The sequence below is a fragment of the Polynucleobacter sp. MWH-Creno-3A4 genome (assembly GCF_018881885.1).
GTDB lineage: Bacteria > Pseudomonadota > Gammaproteobacteria > Burkholderiales > Burkholderiaceae > Polynucleobacter.
In genome coordinates this window covers 267370-283167 of the sequence record NZ_JACXSA010000001.1, presented here as the reverse complement: position 1 = coordinate 283167, position 15798 = coordinate 267370, and the positions used below count along the sequence as shown (strand labels likewise).

Here is a 15798-nt window from a genome sequence, read left to right as displayed (position 1 = left end):
GTTATCACTAGACTAGTAGCTTATGACTTTTGACCGCCGCATCTTCAATTTCGCTGCGGGGCCTGCTACATTACCTGAGGAGGTATTGAAGCAGGCTGCTGATGAAATGCTCAATTGGCGCGGACTCGGTACTAGCGTCATGGAAATTAGTCACCGCAGTAAAGAATTCATGGAAGTGTATGAAGAGGTGATTCAAGACCTGCGTACGCTGATGAGCATTCCGGATTCTTATGAAATCTTGCTCTTGCAAGGTGGTGGACTTGGACAAAATGCAGCTATCCCCATGAACCTCATGCCCTTGGCTAAAAACGGCCCTAAGGCAGACTTTCTAGTCACTGGTGTCTGGTCAGAAAAATCATTTAAAGAAGCGCAAAAGTATGGCGCTGCTCATTTGGTGGCTTCTTCAGCTGCAGAAAAATTCAACACGATTCCAGCAAGATCCACTTGGAATTTATCCAGTGATGCGGCTTATGTGCATTACTGTGCCAATGAGACGATTGGTGGCGTTGAGTTTCCGGATGTACCAGATGTTGGGGGTACTCCTCTGGTGGCAGATATCTCTAGCAATATTCTTTCAAAAGAGATGGATGTCACCCAATGTGCTGTGTGGTTTGGTGGTGCACAAAAGAATATCGGCCCCTCTGGTGTGACCATTGTGATTATTCGCAAAGACCTGCTTGGTCACAGCATGGGTATCACCCCAACGATTTGGGATTGGTCAGTGCAGGCCGGCACTCAATCGATGATCAATACGCCCCCAACTTTTTCGATTTATATGGCTGGCTTGGGCTTTAAGTGGCTCCTCAAGCAGGGTGGCGTCAAGGTGATGGAAAAGCGCAATCAAGAAAAAGCAAACTTGCTCTATAGCTTTCTGGATCAAAGCAGTCTGTATGAAAATCGCGTCACTAAGGAATATCGCTCACGGATGAACGTGACTTTTTTCTTAAAAGATGAGAACCTGAATGCAGAGTTTCTGGCGCAGTCAAATGCTGCTGGTCTGGTGGCCTTGCGAGGTCATAAAGCGGCGGGTGGTATGCGCGCCAGTATTTACAACGCAATGCCGATCGAAGGTGTGAAGGCCTTGCTTGAGTTTATGCGTGATTTTGAAAGGCGGGCTTAATGAGTACTGAAGAACAGCGCTTAGCTCCCCTGCGAGAAAAGATTGATGCATTGGATGCAGCGATTCTAGATTTGCTAACGCAGCGTGCTAAAGCGGCGCAAGAAGTGGGTCATGTCAAAGGTGGCTTCTCATCCCCAGTGTTTCGTCCTGAGCGTGAGCGCCAGGTAGTTGCTCGTCTGCAAGAAATCAATGCTGGACCTTTGTTGCCTGATGGCATCGCCGCTATTTGGCGCGAGGTGATGTCTGCTTGCAGAGCATTAGAGGCTCGTCAAACTATTGCCTATCTTGGGCCAGCAGGGACTTTTTCTGAGCAGGCTGCGCAAACGTATTTCGGTCATTCGATTGTGGGTTTGCCTTGTGCGAGCTTGGATGAAGTTTTCAAATCAGTAGAGAAGGGCGCCGCACAATTTGGCGTGGTCCCGGTTGAGAACTCCAGTGAAGGTGCGATCTCACGCACATTGGATTTGTTGCTAGATTCCTCTATGCGTATTAGCGGAGAAGTCGTCTTGCCGATACGCCATCATCTCTTAACGAAGAGTGGTAGCTTGGATGGCGTGACAACGGTTTGCGCTCATGCACAAGCATTGGCACAGTGCCAACAATGGTTAAGTCTGCATGCCCCGCATTTAAAGCGTCAGGCAGTCAGTAGTAATGCAGAAGCTGCTCGCCTAGCTGCAAATGATCCAAGCCTAGCGGCTATCGCGGGAGATCCTGCGCAAGAAGCTTACGGCTTGCAGGCTGTGGCTGCACAGATTCAGGATGACCCGCATAACCGGACACGATTTGTCGTAGTTGGTAACTATGCGTGCACTCCAACAGGCAAAGATCAAACTTCTTTAGTGTTGTCGGTTGATAACCAGCCGGGGGCTGTGCACCGTTTACTGGCTCCTTTGGCAAAGCATGGTGTGTCGATGAATCGTTTTGAGTCTCGCCCTGCCCGTAAAGGGACTTGGGAATATCACTTCTATATTGATATTGCTGGTCATGCAGAGGATGCCAAAGTTGTAAAAGCGCTTGAGGAGTTAAAAGAGACTGCGGCGTTCTATAAGAATTTGGGTTCTTACCCACACTCTGCCTAATTCATTTGTAAAGTTCGCATGACTTCTAAGATTGGTCTAAAACACATTCACGCTATTGCGCCTTATGTTGGTGGCCGCCCTATCAGCGAGGTTGCTCGTGAATATGGCTTAGATGAAAGCAAGATTGTGAAGCTAGCTTCCAATGAAAATCCATTAGGTATGCCTAAGTCTGCTCAAGAAGCGATGCTCAAGGCTGCAAGTGATCTGGGCCGCTATCCTGACTCCAATGGTTTTGAATTAAAAAAGGTTTTATCAGAGCGCTTAGATGTCCCGGCTAATTGGATTACTTTGGGTAATGGAAGCAATGACATCCTAGAGTTGGCGGCCCGTGCTGTGGCGCAGGCTGGTGACGAAGTCATCTTCTCCAAACACGCTTTCGCGGTTTACCCCCTTGCAACGCAAGCAGTTGGCGCTAAGGCAGTCGAGGTTTCAGCAAGCTCTACTTATGGCCATGACTTGCCAGCGATGTTGGCTGCAGTCAAAGCTGCTGGTGATAAAGCAAAGCTAGTCTTTGTAGCCAACCCAAACAATCCGACAGGAAGCTATCTCACCGCTAAAGAGATTGAAGAATTTCTGGTGGCAGTCCCAGCTCATGTTGTTGTGGTGCTTGATGAGGCGTATAACGAATACTTAACTCCAGAGCAGCGCTATGATGCGGTTGCCTGGGTAAAGCGCTTCCCAAATATGATTTTGTCGCGTAGCTTTTCCAAAGCCTACGGCCTAGCAGGTTTACGTATTGGTTATGGAGTTGCACAGCCTCACTTAACAGATTTGCTCAATCGTATTCGCCAACCATTTAATGTGAATAGTCTTGCGCAGGCAGCAGCCATTGCGGCATTTCAAGACAAAGCATTCTTACAAGAAGGTTTTGAACTCAATCGTGCTGGCTATTTACAACTTACTAAAGCATTTGATGATTTAGGCCTGACTTATCTGCCATCTGCTGGAAACTTTGTTCTCGTCAAGGTAGGTAACGACGATCAAGCGGGGGCCCGCATCAATTTAGCTTTGCTAAAGCGCGGCATTATCGTGCGTCCGGTAGGGAGCTATGGTTTGCCGCAGTGGTTACGTATCTCGATTGGTTTACCAGAAGAAAATGCTGCTTTCATCGCAGCCCTAAAAGAAATCACTGCAGAAATACTTTCCTAATGACCATCATGAATCCTGCGAGCAATTACGGTACTGTCACCATCGTTGGTGTGGGCTTGATCGGCGCATCCCTAGGTTTGGCGCTCAAACAAGCGGGTGTGGTTACCAAAGTGTTAGGTGTGGGTCGCAGTAAAGAAAATTTAGATCAAGCGCAAAAGATGGGTGCGATTGATGGCGTAGTGGATTTAATTGAAGCTGCTAAGCAGTCTGATGTCATTGTGTTGTGCATACCAGTTGCCCAAATGCGAGCAGCCTTTGAGATGATTGAACCGCATCTTGAACCTAGAACTATGATTACGGATGCCGGTAGCACTAAGGGCGATGTGATCTTGACTGCCAAAGAGGTGCTAGGTAAAAAAGCTTGTCAGTTTGTACCGGCTCATCCCATTGCAGGCGGAGCACAACATGGTGCTGCAGCAGCAAAAGCAGATTTATTCAAAGGCAAGCAAACGATTATTTGCCCTCTACAGGAAAACTCTCCTGAAGATATTGCCTTAATGATTAGATTTTGGGAGTCAGTCGGTTCAGTAGTGAAAAAGATTGGTGTTGTACAACACGATGCAATTTATGCCGCCGTATCCCATCTTCCACACATCTTGTCATACGCTTTGATGGCAAGTGTTGTGAATTCTGAAGATGCTGATCAAAAGCTTGGTCATGTTGGCGCCGGCTTTAAAGACTTCACTCGGATTGCAGCATCTAGCCCAGAAATGTGGCGCGACATTTGTTTAGGTAATCGCACAGCCATTCTGAAAGAGTTAGATCAATATCTATTGATCGTGAATCATATGCGTAAATTGATTGCTGAAAATGATGGTACTGGTCTAGAGAAATTATTTAATAAGGCAAGCAAAGCGCGTCAAGATCTGGATGGGGCTTAATGACTCATTTGCCTAGTATTGAGATTGGTCCATTCAAGCGAGCTCAAGGCTCAATTGTTTTGCCTGGTTCCAAGAGCATCTCAAATCGTGCTTTGCTATTGGCAGCGCTTTCTTCGGGCACAACACCGCTAAATAACCTCTTAGATGCAGACGACACACAAGTGATGCGTAATGCCTTGCGTCAACTGGGTTTATCTGTGACGGACAAGGCAGACAAAGTTTGTGTAGTGGAGGGTTGTGGTGGCAAATTCCCGGTGCGTGATGCAGACCTCTTCATGGGTAATGCCGGCACGGCTATTCGTCCTTTAACTGCTGCACTAGCAATGCAAGGTGGTCACTATCGCCTATCTGGTGTTGCGCGCATGCATGAGAGGCCCATTCGCGATTTAGTAGATGGCTTACGTCAAGTGGGCGCCAAGATTGAATACGAATTACAAGAAGGTTATCCCCCAATCAAAATCTTGGCTGCAGACATTCAGATTAAAGATGTGGTTAAGGTACGTGGCGATGTATCAAGTCAATTCTTGACAGCATTGTTAATGGCCTTACCTTTGGTTGCAAATGAGCCGGTCCGTATTGAAGTCATTGGGGAATTAATTTCTCGACCCTATATTGATATCACCTTAAAGCTGATGGCGCGCTTTGGTGTGAAGGTTAGTTGCCCAGATGCACAATCATTTGTGATCCCTGTTAAGACGTCTGATGCGGTGTATCAAAGTCCAGGTCAACTATCAGTTGAAGGTGACGCCTCTTCCGCATCTTACTTCTTGGCCCTTGGTGCTATTGGTGGCGGACCTATAAGGGTTCTGGGCGTAGGTAAGGAGAGTATTCAAGGGGATGTGGCTTTTGCTGATGCGCTTGCCTTGATGGGTGCCAATATTGCTGCTGGTGAGGATTGGCTTGAAGTCTCGGGTGTGAAAAATGCCAACGGCAAACTTCAGGGGATCACGCTTGATTGCACAGAAATCCCAGATGCTGCAATGACACTCGCTATCGCAGCTTTATTTGCAGAGGGTCCAACACGTTTAAACAATATTGCAAGTTGGCGAGTTAAAGAAACAGATCGTATTGCCGCAATGGCAAAAGAATTGAGAAAAGTAGGTGCGATTGTTGAAGAAGGTGCTGACTACATTGTTGTGAATGCACCTAAAGCGCCAGCCGACTGGAAGTCACCGAGCGAAGGCATTGATACTTATGATGACCATCGCATGGCGATGTGTTTTTCACTTGCTGCGTTAGGACCGAACGCACTCAAGATCAATGATCCCAATTGCGTAGCAAAAACTTTCCCAAGCTACTTCGCTGAATTTGCGAAAGTTGTGAGTTAATTCAAAACAATTCATGAGTAATTTTCCAGTCATCGCAATTGATGGACCTACTGCTTCCGGTAAAGGGACGGTTGCCTCTTTGGTGGCAGAAAAGTTGGGCTTTCATTATTTGGATAGTGGGGCGCTCTATCGCTTAGTGGCTTTGGCTAGTGAAAAACAGGGAATTGACGTCAAAAATGGCCCTGAATTAGGCCTCTTGGTTCCTAAGTTATTGATTTCATTTAAAAATAACCAAATTTTCTTGAATGGAGAGGATGTCACTGATGCGATTCGCGCGGAAAACATCGGTTTGAGAGCCTCAGCCTTAGCCGTTCATCCTGAGGTCAGATCTGCATTGGTGGGCCTACAGCGCAGTTTTCGCCAATCTCCCGGATTGGTGGCTGATGGCAGAGATATGGCCAGCGTGATATTCCCAGATGCAGTTTTGAAGGTTTTTTTGACGGCAACAGCCGCTGCCAGAGCTGAGCGTCGCTATAAGCAATTGATAGCTAAGGGAATTTCTGCTAAACTTTCAGACTTACTGCAAGATTTGCAGGAGCGCGATGCCAGAGATAGTAGTCGAGGTACCGCACCCCTCTTGGTTGCAGATGGCGCAAAAGTGCTTGAAACATCAGATCTTTCGATAGATCAAGCAGTTAAGACAGTTTTAGATTGGTATCAATCTGCAATTGTTTAGTTTTTAGCGGTAGATGTAAGTAGTAGTTTTGGCGTCTTAGGAAACTCCACAACGCGATCATTTCATTAGCGTGTTTCTTAAAGACTTTTTTAACCTAACCCGTCGGGCCTTCTGACGGCACAAAGTGAATACACATGTCTGAATCATTTGCAGAATTATTTGAAGAATCATTAACCCGATCGAATATGAAGACCGGCCAAGTTATTTCGGCTGAAGTCCTTCGCATCGACCACAACTTCGTCGTTGTTAACGCTGGCTTAAAGTCTGAAGCGTTTATTCCTGTTGAAGAATTCCATAACGACGCTGGAGAGATTGAAGTAGCTCCTGGCGATTTCGTTTCTGTTGCTATTGACGCTCTTGAGAATGGCTATGGCGACACTATCCTCTCCCGTGATAAAGCAAAGCGCTTGGCATCATGGATGAATTTGGAAAAAGCACTCGAGCAAGCCGAGATCGTTACCGGTACTGTTACCGGTAAGGTTAAAGGCGGCTTGACTGTGATGGTGAACGGTATCCGCGCATTCTTGCCTGGATCACTCGTTGACACACGCCCAATTAAAGACACCAGCCCTTACGAAGGTAAGACGATGGAGTTCAAGGTTATCAAGCTTGACCGTAAGCGTAACAACGTAGTGTTGTCACGTCGTGCGGTAGTTGAAGCTAGCCAAGGTGAAGAGCGTGCGAAGTTGATGTCTAACCTTAAAGAAGGTGCAGTGGTTACTGGCCTCGTTAAGAACATCACTGATTACGGCGCGTTCGTTGACCTCGGTGGTATCGATGGCCTCTTACACATTACCGATTTGGCATGGCGTCGTGTGCGTCACCCAAGCGAGATGTTGACTGTTGGTCAAGAAGTTACCGCCAAGATTTTGAAGTTCGATCAAGAGAAGAACCGCGTTTCACTTGGTGTGAAGCAGCTTGGTGATGATCCATGGGTTGGTATCGCTCGTCGTTACCCACCAAATACCCGTTTATTCGGCAAAGTAACCAACTTGACTGACTACGGCGCATTCGTTGAAATCGAATCTGGTATCGAAGGCTTGGTACACGTTTCTGAAATGGATTGGACCAACAAGAACGTTGCTCCAAGCAAAGCGACTGCATTGGGAACTGAAGTTGAAGTGATGGTTTTGGATATTGATGAAGACAAGCGTCGTATTAGCTTGGGCATCAAGCAGTGCAAAGCAAATCCATGGGAAGAGTTCTCACGTTCACAGCAAAAAGGCGACAAGCTTTCTGGTGCAATCAAGTCGATTACCGATTTTGGTGTGTTCATTGGCTTGCCTGGCGGTATCGATGGTTTAGTTCACCTCTCAGACCTCTCATGGAATGAGCCAGGTGAAGAAGCTGTTAAGAAATACAAAAAAGGTGATGAAGTTGAAGCCACTGTATTGGCAATTGATGTTGAGAAAGAGCGTATTTCTCTCGGTATCAAGCAATTGTCTGGTGACCCATTCAATAACTACACATCCGTCAGCGACAAGGGTAGCCTCGTCACCGGTACTGTGAAGGCAGTTGATGCTAAGGGGGCAACGATTCACTTGGCTGATGAAGTTGAAGCTTACTTGCGCGCTTCTGAGATCTCAACCGATCGCGTTGAAGATGCACGCAATGTATTGAAAGAAGGCGATAGCGTTACTGCAATGATCATTAATATTGATCGTAAGTCACGCGTCATCAATCTTTCAATCAAAGCAAAAGACAGTTCTGATCAACAAGATGCAATGAGCAAACTCCAAGGTGATGCGCAGTCTGGCACAACCAATTTGGGTGCTTTGTTAAAAGCAAAATTGGACAATCAGGGTTAAGGCAATATCGCCGCTTTCCGTTGGGGGAGCGGCGATTTTTTTGATAGATCATGACAGATCAAGAGCAACAAGCAATTACTCGCTCCGAACTTGTGGAGAGCCTTGCGGAACAATTTCCGCAGCTTCTGCCTAGGGACGTAGAGCTAGCAGTAAAAACTTTGCTAGATACCATGACTCATGCTTTAGCTGAGGGCAAGCGTATTGAGTTGCGCGGTGTTGGCAGTTTTGTACTGCATCATCGTCCTGCTCGTACTGGTCGCAATCCAAAGTCTGGTGATAAGGTCTTGATTCCAGAAAAGCGTGTGCCGCATTTCAAGCCTGGTAAAGAGTTGCGTGAACGAGTGGATTACAAGCCGCTCAAACAGGCGGGCCCCAAAGAGGGTTCTGGTGCCTAATATTCAGGCTTATCCTCAGTGGTCCATTCGGGCCATTTTTTTATTTAAATTCTGTACGCCATGATTCAGATAGCGACATCTTGGCTTTTATTGCTACCCATCATGTTTGGTGTTGGGTGGCTAGCTGCTCGCTGGGATCTTCGTCTTGAGAATCGGATGGATGAACGTGAACGCATGCGTCAGCAGCGTTCAACCTTTAAAGGTTTGAGCCTTTTACTGAATGAGCAGCCGGATCAGGCAATTGAAACGCTGGTCAAAATTGCGCAGCTTGATCCAGAGACTATTGAACTCCATTTTTCGTTGGGCAATTTATTCCGTCGTCGCGGCGAGACTGAGCGGGCAATTAAAGTGCATCAGCACTTGGCTAATCGTGATGATTTAAAACCTCGCGATCGTGATCATGCTGCTTATGAATTAGGCCGTGACTTTTTGCGTGCTGGGTTGCTGGACCGTGCTGAAGCTTCCTTGAATCGGGTTGGTGACGGCAAATTTGCGGTTCCTGCAAAAGAAAGTTTGCTAGAGATGTATCAGGTAGAGCGTGATTGGAAAAAAGCCATCATTGCTGCCAGTGAGCTAGAAACACTGCAGGGTAAATCTCATAAAACAGAGATTGCTCAGTTTCATTGTGAGTTGGGTCAAGAGGCTTTGCGTCGTAAGGATTTGGCAGAAGCAGAACAGTCTATTCAGAGGGCCTTGCAGGCCGTCTCAAATCATGCGCGTGCTTTGATTTTGCAGGGTGATTATTTGATGGCGATGGAGCGCCCAGCACAAGCAATTGATGCTTGGAGTTTAGTGGCGGCCTCCCATCCAGCCTATATGCATTTATTGGCTGACCGCTGGATGATTGCCCATACCGCTATTGATCGGGTAGATGAAGGGTTGGATCGTCTCTGCGCACTATTAAAGACTCAGGCATCTGGCGAGCTATTGGATATTGTGCACAAGCAGCTCATGAAAATTCGTGGACCGCAGGCTGCCAATATCATGCTTGCCGATGTCATGCAGCATTCCCCTAGTTTGAGCGCACTTTCTAATCTGGCTGAAACCCGCCTTGCTTTAGAGGAGGGGAGCGCCAATCCAGAAAGGCTCCTGGAGTTGCATTCCATCTTGAATTTGTTGCGTCAGCGTACAACCAGTTTGGCTCGATATACTTGTGGCAACTGTGGATTTCGGGCGCGCAGATTCTATTGGCAGTGTCCTGGCTGTAATAATTGGGAGGCATACTCCCCGAGACGTACCGAGGGTGCTGCACCAAGCGGCCCCTCAATGTAATGTTTAATAGAGTAAAGATTAATCAGGAGCTCATTTGAAAGTCACCATCATCGGCAGCGGCTACGTAGGTTTAGTAACTGGCGCTTGCTTGGCAGAGCAAGGAAACAATGTTTTTTGTTTGGATCTTGATCCTAAGAAGATTGATATTCTCAATTCTGGTGGCGTGCCGATTTATGAGCCAGGCTTAAAAGAGATGATTGAGCGCAATCGTGCTGCTGGCAGATTGCAGTTTTCTACTGACATTGCGGCTTCGGTAGAGCATGGCGACATTCAATTTATTGCAGTAGGCACACCTCCTGATGAAGATGGTTCAGCTGATCTCCAATATGTGGTTGCTGCAGCTCGTAATATTGGCCGCTATGCTACGACTCCTAAGGTGATTGTGGATAAGTCCACAGTGCCAGTAGGTACTGCAGATAAGGTCTCTGCTGCCATTAAAGAAGAGTTGGAAAAAAGAGGTCAACCAGAAGATTTATGTTCGGTAGTATCTAATCCCGAGTTTTTAAAAGAGGGTGCGGCCGTAGAAGACTTCATGCGCCCAGACCGCATCGTCATAGGTACAGAAAGCACTCCAGCAGGATTGCGTGCTAAAGAGCAAATGCGCAAGCTTTATGCGCCATTTAATCGTCACCATGAACGCACTTACTACATGGATGTTAAGAGTGCAGAGCTGACTAAGTATGCAGCGAATGCCATGTTGGCAACCCGTATTTCCTTTATGAATGAGTTGGCCAATTTAGCGGATCTAGTAGGGGCTGACATTGAAGCGGTCCGCCAAGGTATTGGTTCTGACTCTCGCATTGGTTATGGATTTTTATATTCAGGAACGGGCTATGGCGGATCTTGTTTTCCGAAGGATGTATCAGCACTTTCTAAAACTGCTAAAGAACACGGCAGAGATCTAAAAATCTTAGATGCTGTTGAAGCGGTTAATGAGCTCCAAAAATATATCTTGGTAGAAAAAATCGAGAAGCGTTTCGGTAAAGACTTATCAAACATGAAGTTTGCTCTATGGGGATTGGCATTTAAGCCCAATACAGACGATATGCGTGAGGCGCCTAGTCGGGTCATCATCCAAGAGTTGGTAAAGCGCGGCGCTTCAGTAGTAGCGCATGACCCAGTAGCAATGCCAGAGGCACAACACTGCTTAGATTTAGACTTCAAAGGCAATCCTGAGGGCCTTAAAAAGGTCTCTATGGTAGAAAGCCCAATGGCAGCCTTAGATGGATGCGATGCCTTAGTGATCGTGACTGAGTGGAAGGCTTTCCGTAGCCCAGATTTTGACCAGGTAATGCAAAAGTTAAAGCGCCCTATCGTATTTGATGGTCGCAATCTCTATGAGCCTAGCGCCATGCAAGAATTGGGTGTTGAGTACTACGGCATTGGTCGCCATAATTAAGTAAAAATTATTCAATGGAAAAAGCTAACCGCGAACAGTTTTCAAAGGCACGCTTACTTGTAGTGGGCGATGTGATGCTCGATCGCTATTGGTTTGGCGATACGCATCGTATTTCGCCAGAGGCACCTGTGCCAGTAGTACAGGTTGGAAAGATTGATGAACGACTTGGCGGAGCAGCGAACGTTGCGCGTAACGTTGCAGCATTGGGTGCCAACACAACCATTTTAGGTATTGTAGGTAATGACGAAGCAGGCAAACGGGTGGGCGAGCTACTCAAATCCGGTGGCGTCGATAGTCAATTAGAAATTGACGCCAATGTGCCAACGATCGTGAAGTTACGTGTGATTGCCCGTCAACAGCAGCTTATTCGCTTAGATTTTGAAGAGAGTCCTAGCGAGAAGGCCCTCGCCCATAAATTAGAGCGCTTTGAGAAATTGGTTGGTGATGCGGATGTCGTTATTCTGTCTGATTACGGCAAAGGCGCCTTAGGTCAAGTAGCTCATATGATTGAGCAAGCAAGAGCGCAAAACAAAGTCATCTTGGTTGATCCCAAGGGCGAAGATTATGAAAAATATCATGGCGCCAATGTCTTAACGCCAAACCGCAGTGAATTGCGCCAAGTGGTTGGAAAGTGGACTAGTGAAGAAGATCTCACGAATAAAGCGCAAGCCCTGAGAAAATCTCTCGATCTTCAGGCTCTACTGCTTACCCGCTCAGAAGAAGGTATGAGTTTATATACCGAGGCTGGTGTGAGTCATGTGAAAGCACAGGCTCGAGAGGTCTTTGATGTTTCTGGTGCGGGTGATACGGTGATTGCTACTCTAGCTGTGGCATTAGCTGCGCAGTGGCCTTTAGAAAAAGCGATGGCATTGGCAAATCGTGCTGGTGGCATTGTGGTTGGTAAGCTTGGTACTGCAACCGTTACTTCAGAGGAATTACAGTGACTATTATCGTAACTGGAGCCGCTGGCTTTATTGGGGCAAATATTGTTCAGGCACTGAATGCTCGTGGTGAGAAAAACATCATTGCAGTGGATGACCTTAACCCCGCCGATAAGTATCGCAATTTAGCGGACTTAGACATTATTGACTATCTAGATAAGAATGAATTTCTAGAAGCATTTAGAAGTGGCAAGTTTGGCAAAGTCCGGGCGGTCTTTCATGAGGGTGCGTGCTCCGATACGATGGAGACCGACGGCATTTTCATGATGGCGAATAACTATCGCTACACCATGGACTTGCTAGATATCTGCACTGCTCAAAAGGTACAACTTTTGTATGCCTCTTCAGCCGCTACTTATGGGGGCTCCGATGTATTTGTGGAGAGTCGTGAGCACGAGAAACCATTAAATATTTATGGCTACTCTAAATTCTTGTTTGACCAAGTGATGCGCAAGCGTTTTTCAGAAAATGCCAACACCGCTCAAGTAGTCGGCTTCCGTTACTTCAATGTGTATGGCCCCCGGGAATCACACAAAGGTCGGATGGCATCGGTCGCTTTTCATCAGTATCACCAATACAAAGCTAATGGTCATGTCAAACTCTTTGGTGAGTATGGTGGCTATGGTCCTGGCGAGCAAAGTAGAGACTTTGTTTCAGTAGAAGATGTCGTGAAGGTAAATCTTTTCTTTTTGGATCATCCAGACATCAGCGGTATCTTCAATTTAGGTAGTGGCCGTGCACAACCCTTTAATGATGTTGCGCATGCAGTAGCTAATGCAATGCGTAAACTGGATAAAGCTCAACCAGCTACTTTGCAAGAATTAGTGAAAGAAAAAGCGATCGAGTACATTCCTTTTCCGGATGCACTCAGAGGTAAATATCAGTGTTTCACTCAAGCTGATCTTACAAAACTGCGAGCTGCAGGCTATACCGAGCCCTTCCTCGATGTTGAGCAAGGTGTAGGTCGCTATATTGAATGGCTAGAGGCCAATTCTGATTTCTTAGCCGACCCTTTGTAGCTCGGTCAACTAAGTTACTCTCTCTACGTTGTAAACGATCCACGCGCACTTTGTGTCCGTGGATTTTTTATTTACTACTGGAGAGTTTATGACGAGATATTTCAAGATTGATGCTGCAAAAAATTGGATGGGAGCTGCAACACTGGCAGCAGGCATAGCATTTTCATCATTAGGAACTGCCTTTGCTTCACCGATCAACGTTAATACGGCTACTCAATCGGAGTTAGAAAGCATTAAGGGTATTGGCCCTTCGAAAGCGAAAACCATTATTGCTGAGCGTTTGGATGGCGGCCATTTTCAAGATGCCAATGACTTACAAAAGCGTGTTCGGGGCATTGGCATGAGGTCAGTTGAAAAAATGGTCGATAACGGGTTGACGATTGAGTCACCCAGCTCCTTTCGGGAGCCCAATGGCAGGACCAAGAAAGAGGGCGGTAGCTCTAGCAGACGCAATTCTCGTACTCAAGCTAATACTCGCAATCAGTCGGAGCGTACGGGAGCAGGCCGCAGAAATTAAACCCTTCAGAGCCTAGGTACGCTTATGGCTAAAATGGCCTGATGAGCAAACCAACTTACCTGACGATTTCACAAACAGTAGGCAATACGCCTTTAGTGCGTTTACAGCGCATTCCGGGTTTGGAAAATGACAATCGTAATAATGTCATTCTAGGTAAGTTAGAAGGAAATAATCCAGCCGGGTCGGTGAAAGACCGACCTGCGCTGTCGATGATTTTGCGTGCGCAAGAGCGTGGCGAAATTAAGCCTGGCGATACCCTGATCGAAGCAACGAGCGGTAATACTGGTATTGCCCTAGCTATGACTGCTGCGATGTTGGGTTACAAGATGGTATTGGTTATGCCAGAAAATCAAAGTATTGAACGTCGTCAAAGTATGGCCGCTTACGGAGCTGAACTCATTTTGACTGCCGCTTCTGGTGGCATGGAGTTTGCGCGAGACTATGCACTCCAACTCCAGAGAGAAGGCCGCGGTAGATTGTTAGATCAATTTGCCAATCCCGATAATCCACGGGCTCATATTGAAACAACTGGCCCTGAAATTTGGCGCGATACGGATGGTCAGATTACGCACTTTATCTCTGCAATGGGAACGACTGGAACTATCACAGGTGTCTCCACTTACCTCAAGTCGATGAACCCCAATATTCAGATTATTGGAGCCCAACCTGAAGAAGGTTCGCAAATTCCAGGAATTCGTAAATGGGCCCCAGAGTACTTGCCAAAGATTTACCAGGGCGACAGAGTTGATCGTATTGAGTTTGTCACTCAAGCAGACGCTGAAGAGATGGCGCGCCGCCTGGCGGCAGAAGAGGGTATCTTTTGCGGCATCTCTGCTGGTGGGGCTTTAGTTGTCGCTTTGCGTATTGCTCGTCAGGTTGAGAATGCAACGATTGTCTTTATTGTTTGCGATCGTGGCGACCGCTATCTGTCGACCGGCGTATTTCCTGCCTAATTTACTTTAGGCTTTTTCTTTGAGCCTGATTTCTTCGATTTATTTTTTTCAGTACTACTCTTGCCGGTAGGCGCTTTGTTGATATTTTCAACCGGCACTACGCTTTTATTTTTATATCCCAGAGCTTCGGCAAACTCAGCGACACTTTGAGCATAAAAATAGCTGCGGTTGTATTGCACGATCGTTAAGAAGTTATTGAGTCCAACAAAATATTGCACTTGATCAATACCATCTTTATCAGGATAGGGTAAGTCAACAATAAATGCTTTACTAGTGGGCTCAACGCCGCCGCTTTGCAAATCTCCCTGCTGTTTTGTCAAAATGCCTTTGTCGATGAGTTCCTGAACGGTGTATTTGAGCTGAGGTTCACCGTCGGCTAATTCTTTGGCAGCAGAGATAGCTCCAGCTTGTACTGGAAAAGAAATTGGCATACCCGCTTGCCAACCATGCATCTTCATAAAGTTTCCAACGCTAGCAATAGCATCTTTAGGGCTTTGCTTTAAATCAATTCTCCCATCGCCATCGCCATCTACCGCAAAGCTCCGAATGCTGCTGGGCATAAATTGCGGCAGACCAATAGCGCCAGCGTAAGAGCTATTTTGGTTAAGGCAAGCACTAAAGCGAGCATTATTCACGCCTTGAGCGCTGTTTTTGGCTGGGATTTTTCCGCCAGATTCAGTCCAGCACAACAAGATGAGTTCTTTTAGCTGATCTTTAAAGAGCTGCTCCCGAGCCAACTTATTCGGGGTATCAGGGTAGCTGAAGGCGAGGGTGGATAAGACATCTTTGACCCGAAAATTGCCGGTTTGTCGTCCATAGATAGTCTCAATGCCAATGATGGCAACAATGATCTCGGCGGGAACGCCGGATTCTTGCTCCACTTGGCTCAAAAAGGCCTGGTTTTCCTCCCAAAATACCTTTCCAGCCTTTAGACGAACCGGTTCAATAAAGCGTTTGCGATACGCAAGCCAATTTTTCTTAAAGGTCCCCGATGGGGGTAATACCAATTTGCGGATCGAGGGAATCGTTTTAGCATCTGAGAAGCCCAATTCTAGGCTCTGCAAGGGGATTTCTTGAGATTGTGAGACTTGGGTTAGTAGTTCATTCAAATTTTGGCTAAAGCGCGCCTCAGTGGCTGGATCATCAGCTTGGTTTACGATGGCTTGTTCAGTCTTATTTTGCTGTGTTGGAGCGCTGGAGCAGGCTGCTAGAAGCAGGGCTACAAGAAAATAGGCGGCACGAAGATTCATGCGATGAGTTT

General features: G+C 46.8%; 14 protein-coding genes and 1 pseudogene. 14 read left to right on the top strand and 1 reads right to left on the bottom strand.

The annotated features are described in order from the left end of the window. Nucleotides 1–22: 22 nt before the first annotated feature. The 14 genes and pseudogenes from serC to cysM all read left to right on the top strand — a co-directional run bounded on the left by serC (nt 23) and on the right by cysM (nt 14537). On the top strand, nt 23–1120 hold the full coding sequence (gene serC / locus IEN92_RS01290; RefSeq protein ID WP_216159834.1) for a 3-phosphoserine/phosphohydroxythreonine transaminase: 1098 nt from the start codon (nt 23–25) through the stop codon (nt 1118–1120). Next, on the top strand, nt 1120–2199 hold the full coding sequence (gene pheA / locus IEN92_RS01285) for a prephenate dehydratase (RefSeq protein WP_216159831.1): 1080 nt from the start codon (nt 1120–1122) through the stop codon (nt 2197–2199). The genes serC and pheA overlap by 1 nt, the downstream gene beginning before the upstream one ends. A gap of 18 nt (nt 2200–2217) precedes the next feature. Then, nucleotides 2218–3348 (top strand): histidinol-phosphate transaminase, encoded by a 1131-nt coding sequence (gene hisC / locus IEN92_RS01280; RefSeq protein WP_216159829.1) that lies wholly within the window; start codon nt 2218–2220, stop codon nt 3346–3348. Continuing rightward, the gene (locus IEN92_RS01275) at nt 3348–4229 is read left to right on the top strand and encodes a prephenate dehydrogenase/arogenate dehydrogenase family protein (RefSeq protein ID WP_216159826.1); all 882 of its coding nucleotides are present in this window, start codon (nt 3348–3350) and stop codon (nt 4227–4229) included. The genes hisC and IEN92_RS01275 overlap by 1 nt, the downstream gene beginning before the upstream one ends. A gap of 8 nt (nt 4230–4237) precedes the next feature. Next, nucleotides 4238–5557 (top strand): 3-phosphoshikimate 1-carboxyvinyltransferase, encoded by a 1320-nt coding sequence (gene aroA, locus IEN92_RS01270; RefSeq protein ID WP_370623894.1) that lies wholly within the window; start codon nt 4238–4240, stop codon nt 5555–5557. 13 nt (nt 5558–5570) lie between these two features. Next, nucleotides 5571–6233 (top strand): (d)CMP kinase, encoded by a 663-nt coding sequence (cmk, locus tag IEN92_RS01265; protein WP_216159820.1) that lies wholly within the window; start codon nt 5571–5573, stop codon nt 6231–6233. 134 nt (nt 6234–6367) lie between these two features. Then, nucleotides 6368–8041, top strand: a complete 1674-nt coding sequence (gene rpsA, locus IEN92_RS01260) for a 30S ribosomal protein S1 (protein WP_215373695.1) — start codon at nt 6368–6370, stop codon at nt 8039–8041. Between the two features lie 50 nt (nt 8042–8091). Then, nucleotides 8092–8430, top strand: a pseudogene (locus IEN92_RS01255) (integration host factor subunit beta); the annotation flags it as partial. A gap of 66 nt (nt 8431–8496) precedes the next feature. Continuing rightward, a complete protein-coding gene (lapB, locus tag IEN92_RS01250) occupies nt 8497–9708 on the top strand; it encodes a lipopolysaccharide assembly protein LapB (protein WP_216159817.1) in 1212 nt (403 codons plus the stop codon). Between the two features lie 34 nt (nt 9709–9742). After that, on the top strand, nt 9743–11107 hold the full coding sequence (locus IEN92_RS01245; RefSeq protein WP_216159815.1) for a UDP-glucose/GDP-mannose dehydrogenase family protein: 1365 nt from the start codon (nt 9743–9745) through the stop codon (nt 11105–11107). 14 nt (nt 11108–11121) lie between these two features. Beyond that, nucleotides 11122–12051 (top strand): D-glycero-beta-D-manno-heptose-7-phosphate kinase, encoded by a 930-nt coding sequence (gene rfaE1, locus IEN92_RS01240; RefSeq protein ID WP_216159812.1) that lies wholly within the window; start codon nt 11122–11124, stop codon nt 12049–12051. Beyond that, nucleotides 12048–13067: an ADP-glyceromanno-heptose 6-epimerase gene (gene rfaD, locus IEN92_RS01235; RefSeq protein ID WP_216159809.1), complete on the top strand. Its 1020-nt coding sequence runs from the start codon at nt 12048–12050 to the stop codon at nt 13065–13067. Before rfaE1 ends, rfaD begins: the two co-directional genes overlap by 4 nt. An 88-nt stretch (nt 13068–13155) precedes the next feature. After that, entirely contained in the window at nt 13156–13584 is a 429-nt protein-coding gene (locus IEN92_RS01230; RefSeq protein WP_216159806.1) for a helix-hairpin-helix domain-containing protein, read from the top strand. Between the two features lie 41 nt (nt 13585–13625). Beyond that, nucleotides 13626–14537: a cysteine synthase CysM gene (cysM, locus tag IEN92_RS01225; protein ID WP_215373685.1), complete on the top strand. Its 912-nt coding sequence runs from the start codon at nt 13626–13628 to the stop codon at nt 14535–14537. On the opposite strand, the gene IEN92_RS01220 is transcribed toward cysM, so the two are convergent. Next, on the bottom strand, nt 14534–15787 hold the full coding sequence (locus IEN92_RS01220) for a lytic transglycosylase domain-containing protein (protein WP_216159803.1): 1254 nt from the start codon (nt 15785–15787) through the stop codon (nt 14534–14536). The two genes, cysM and IEN92_RS01220, sit on opposite strands and share 4 nt — an antisense overlap. Nucleotides 15788–15798: the final 11 nt, after the last annotated feature.

Bases quoted from the DNA above. Each gene is read 5' to 3' on its own strand.
- serC (WP_216159834.1), top strand. From the start codon at position 23: ATGACTTTTGACCGCCGCATCTTCAATTTCGCTGCGGGGCCTGCTACA.
- pheA (WP_216159831.1), top strand. From the start codon at position 1,120: ATGAGTACTGAAGAACAGCGCTTAGCTCCCCTGCGAGAAAAGATTGAT.
- hisC (WP_216159829.1), top strand. From the start codon at position 2,218: ATGACTTCTAAGATTGGTCTAAAACACATTCACGCTATTGCGCCTTAT.
- IEN92_RS01275 (WP_216159826.1), top strand. From the start codon at position 3,348: ATGACCATCATGAATCCTGCGAGCAATTACGGTACTGTCACCATCGTT.
- cmk (WP_216159820.1), top strand. From the start codon at position 5,571: ATGAGTAATTTTCCAGTCATCGCAATTGATGGACCTACTGCTTCCGGT.
- rpsA (WP_215373695.1), top strand. From the start codon at position 6,368: ATGTCTGAATCATTTGCAGAATTATTTGAAGAATCATTAACCCGATCG.
- lapB (WP_216159817.1), top strand. From the start codon at position 8,497: ATGATTCAGATAGCGACATCTTGGCTTTTATTGCTACCCATCATGTTT.
- rfaE1 (WP_216159812.1), top strand. From the start codon at position 11,122: ATGGAAAAAGCTAACCGCGAACAGTTTTCAAAGGCACGCTTACTTGTA.
- IEN92_RS01230 (WP_216159806.1), top strand. From the start codon at position 13,156: ATGACGAGATATTTCAAGATTGATGCTGCAAAAAATTGGATGGGAGCT.
- cysM (WP_215373685.1), top strand. From the start codon at position 13,626: ATGAGCAAACCAACTTACCTGACGATTTCACAAACAGTAGGCAATACG.
- IEN92_RS01220 (WP_216159803.1), bottom strand. From the start codon at position 15,787: ATGAATCTTCGTGCCGCCTATTTTCTTGTAGCCCTGCTTCTAGCAGCC.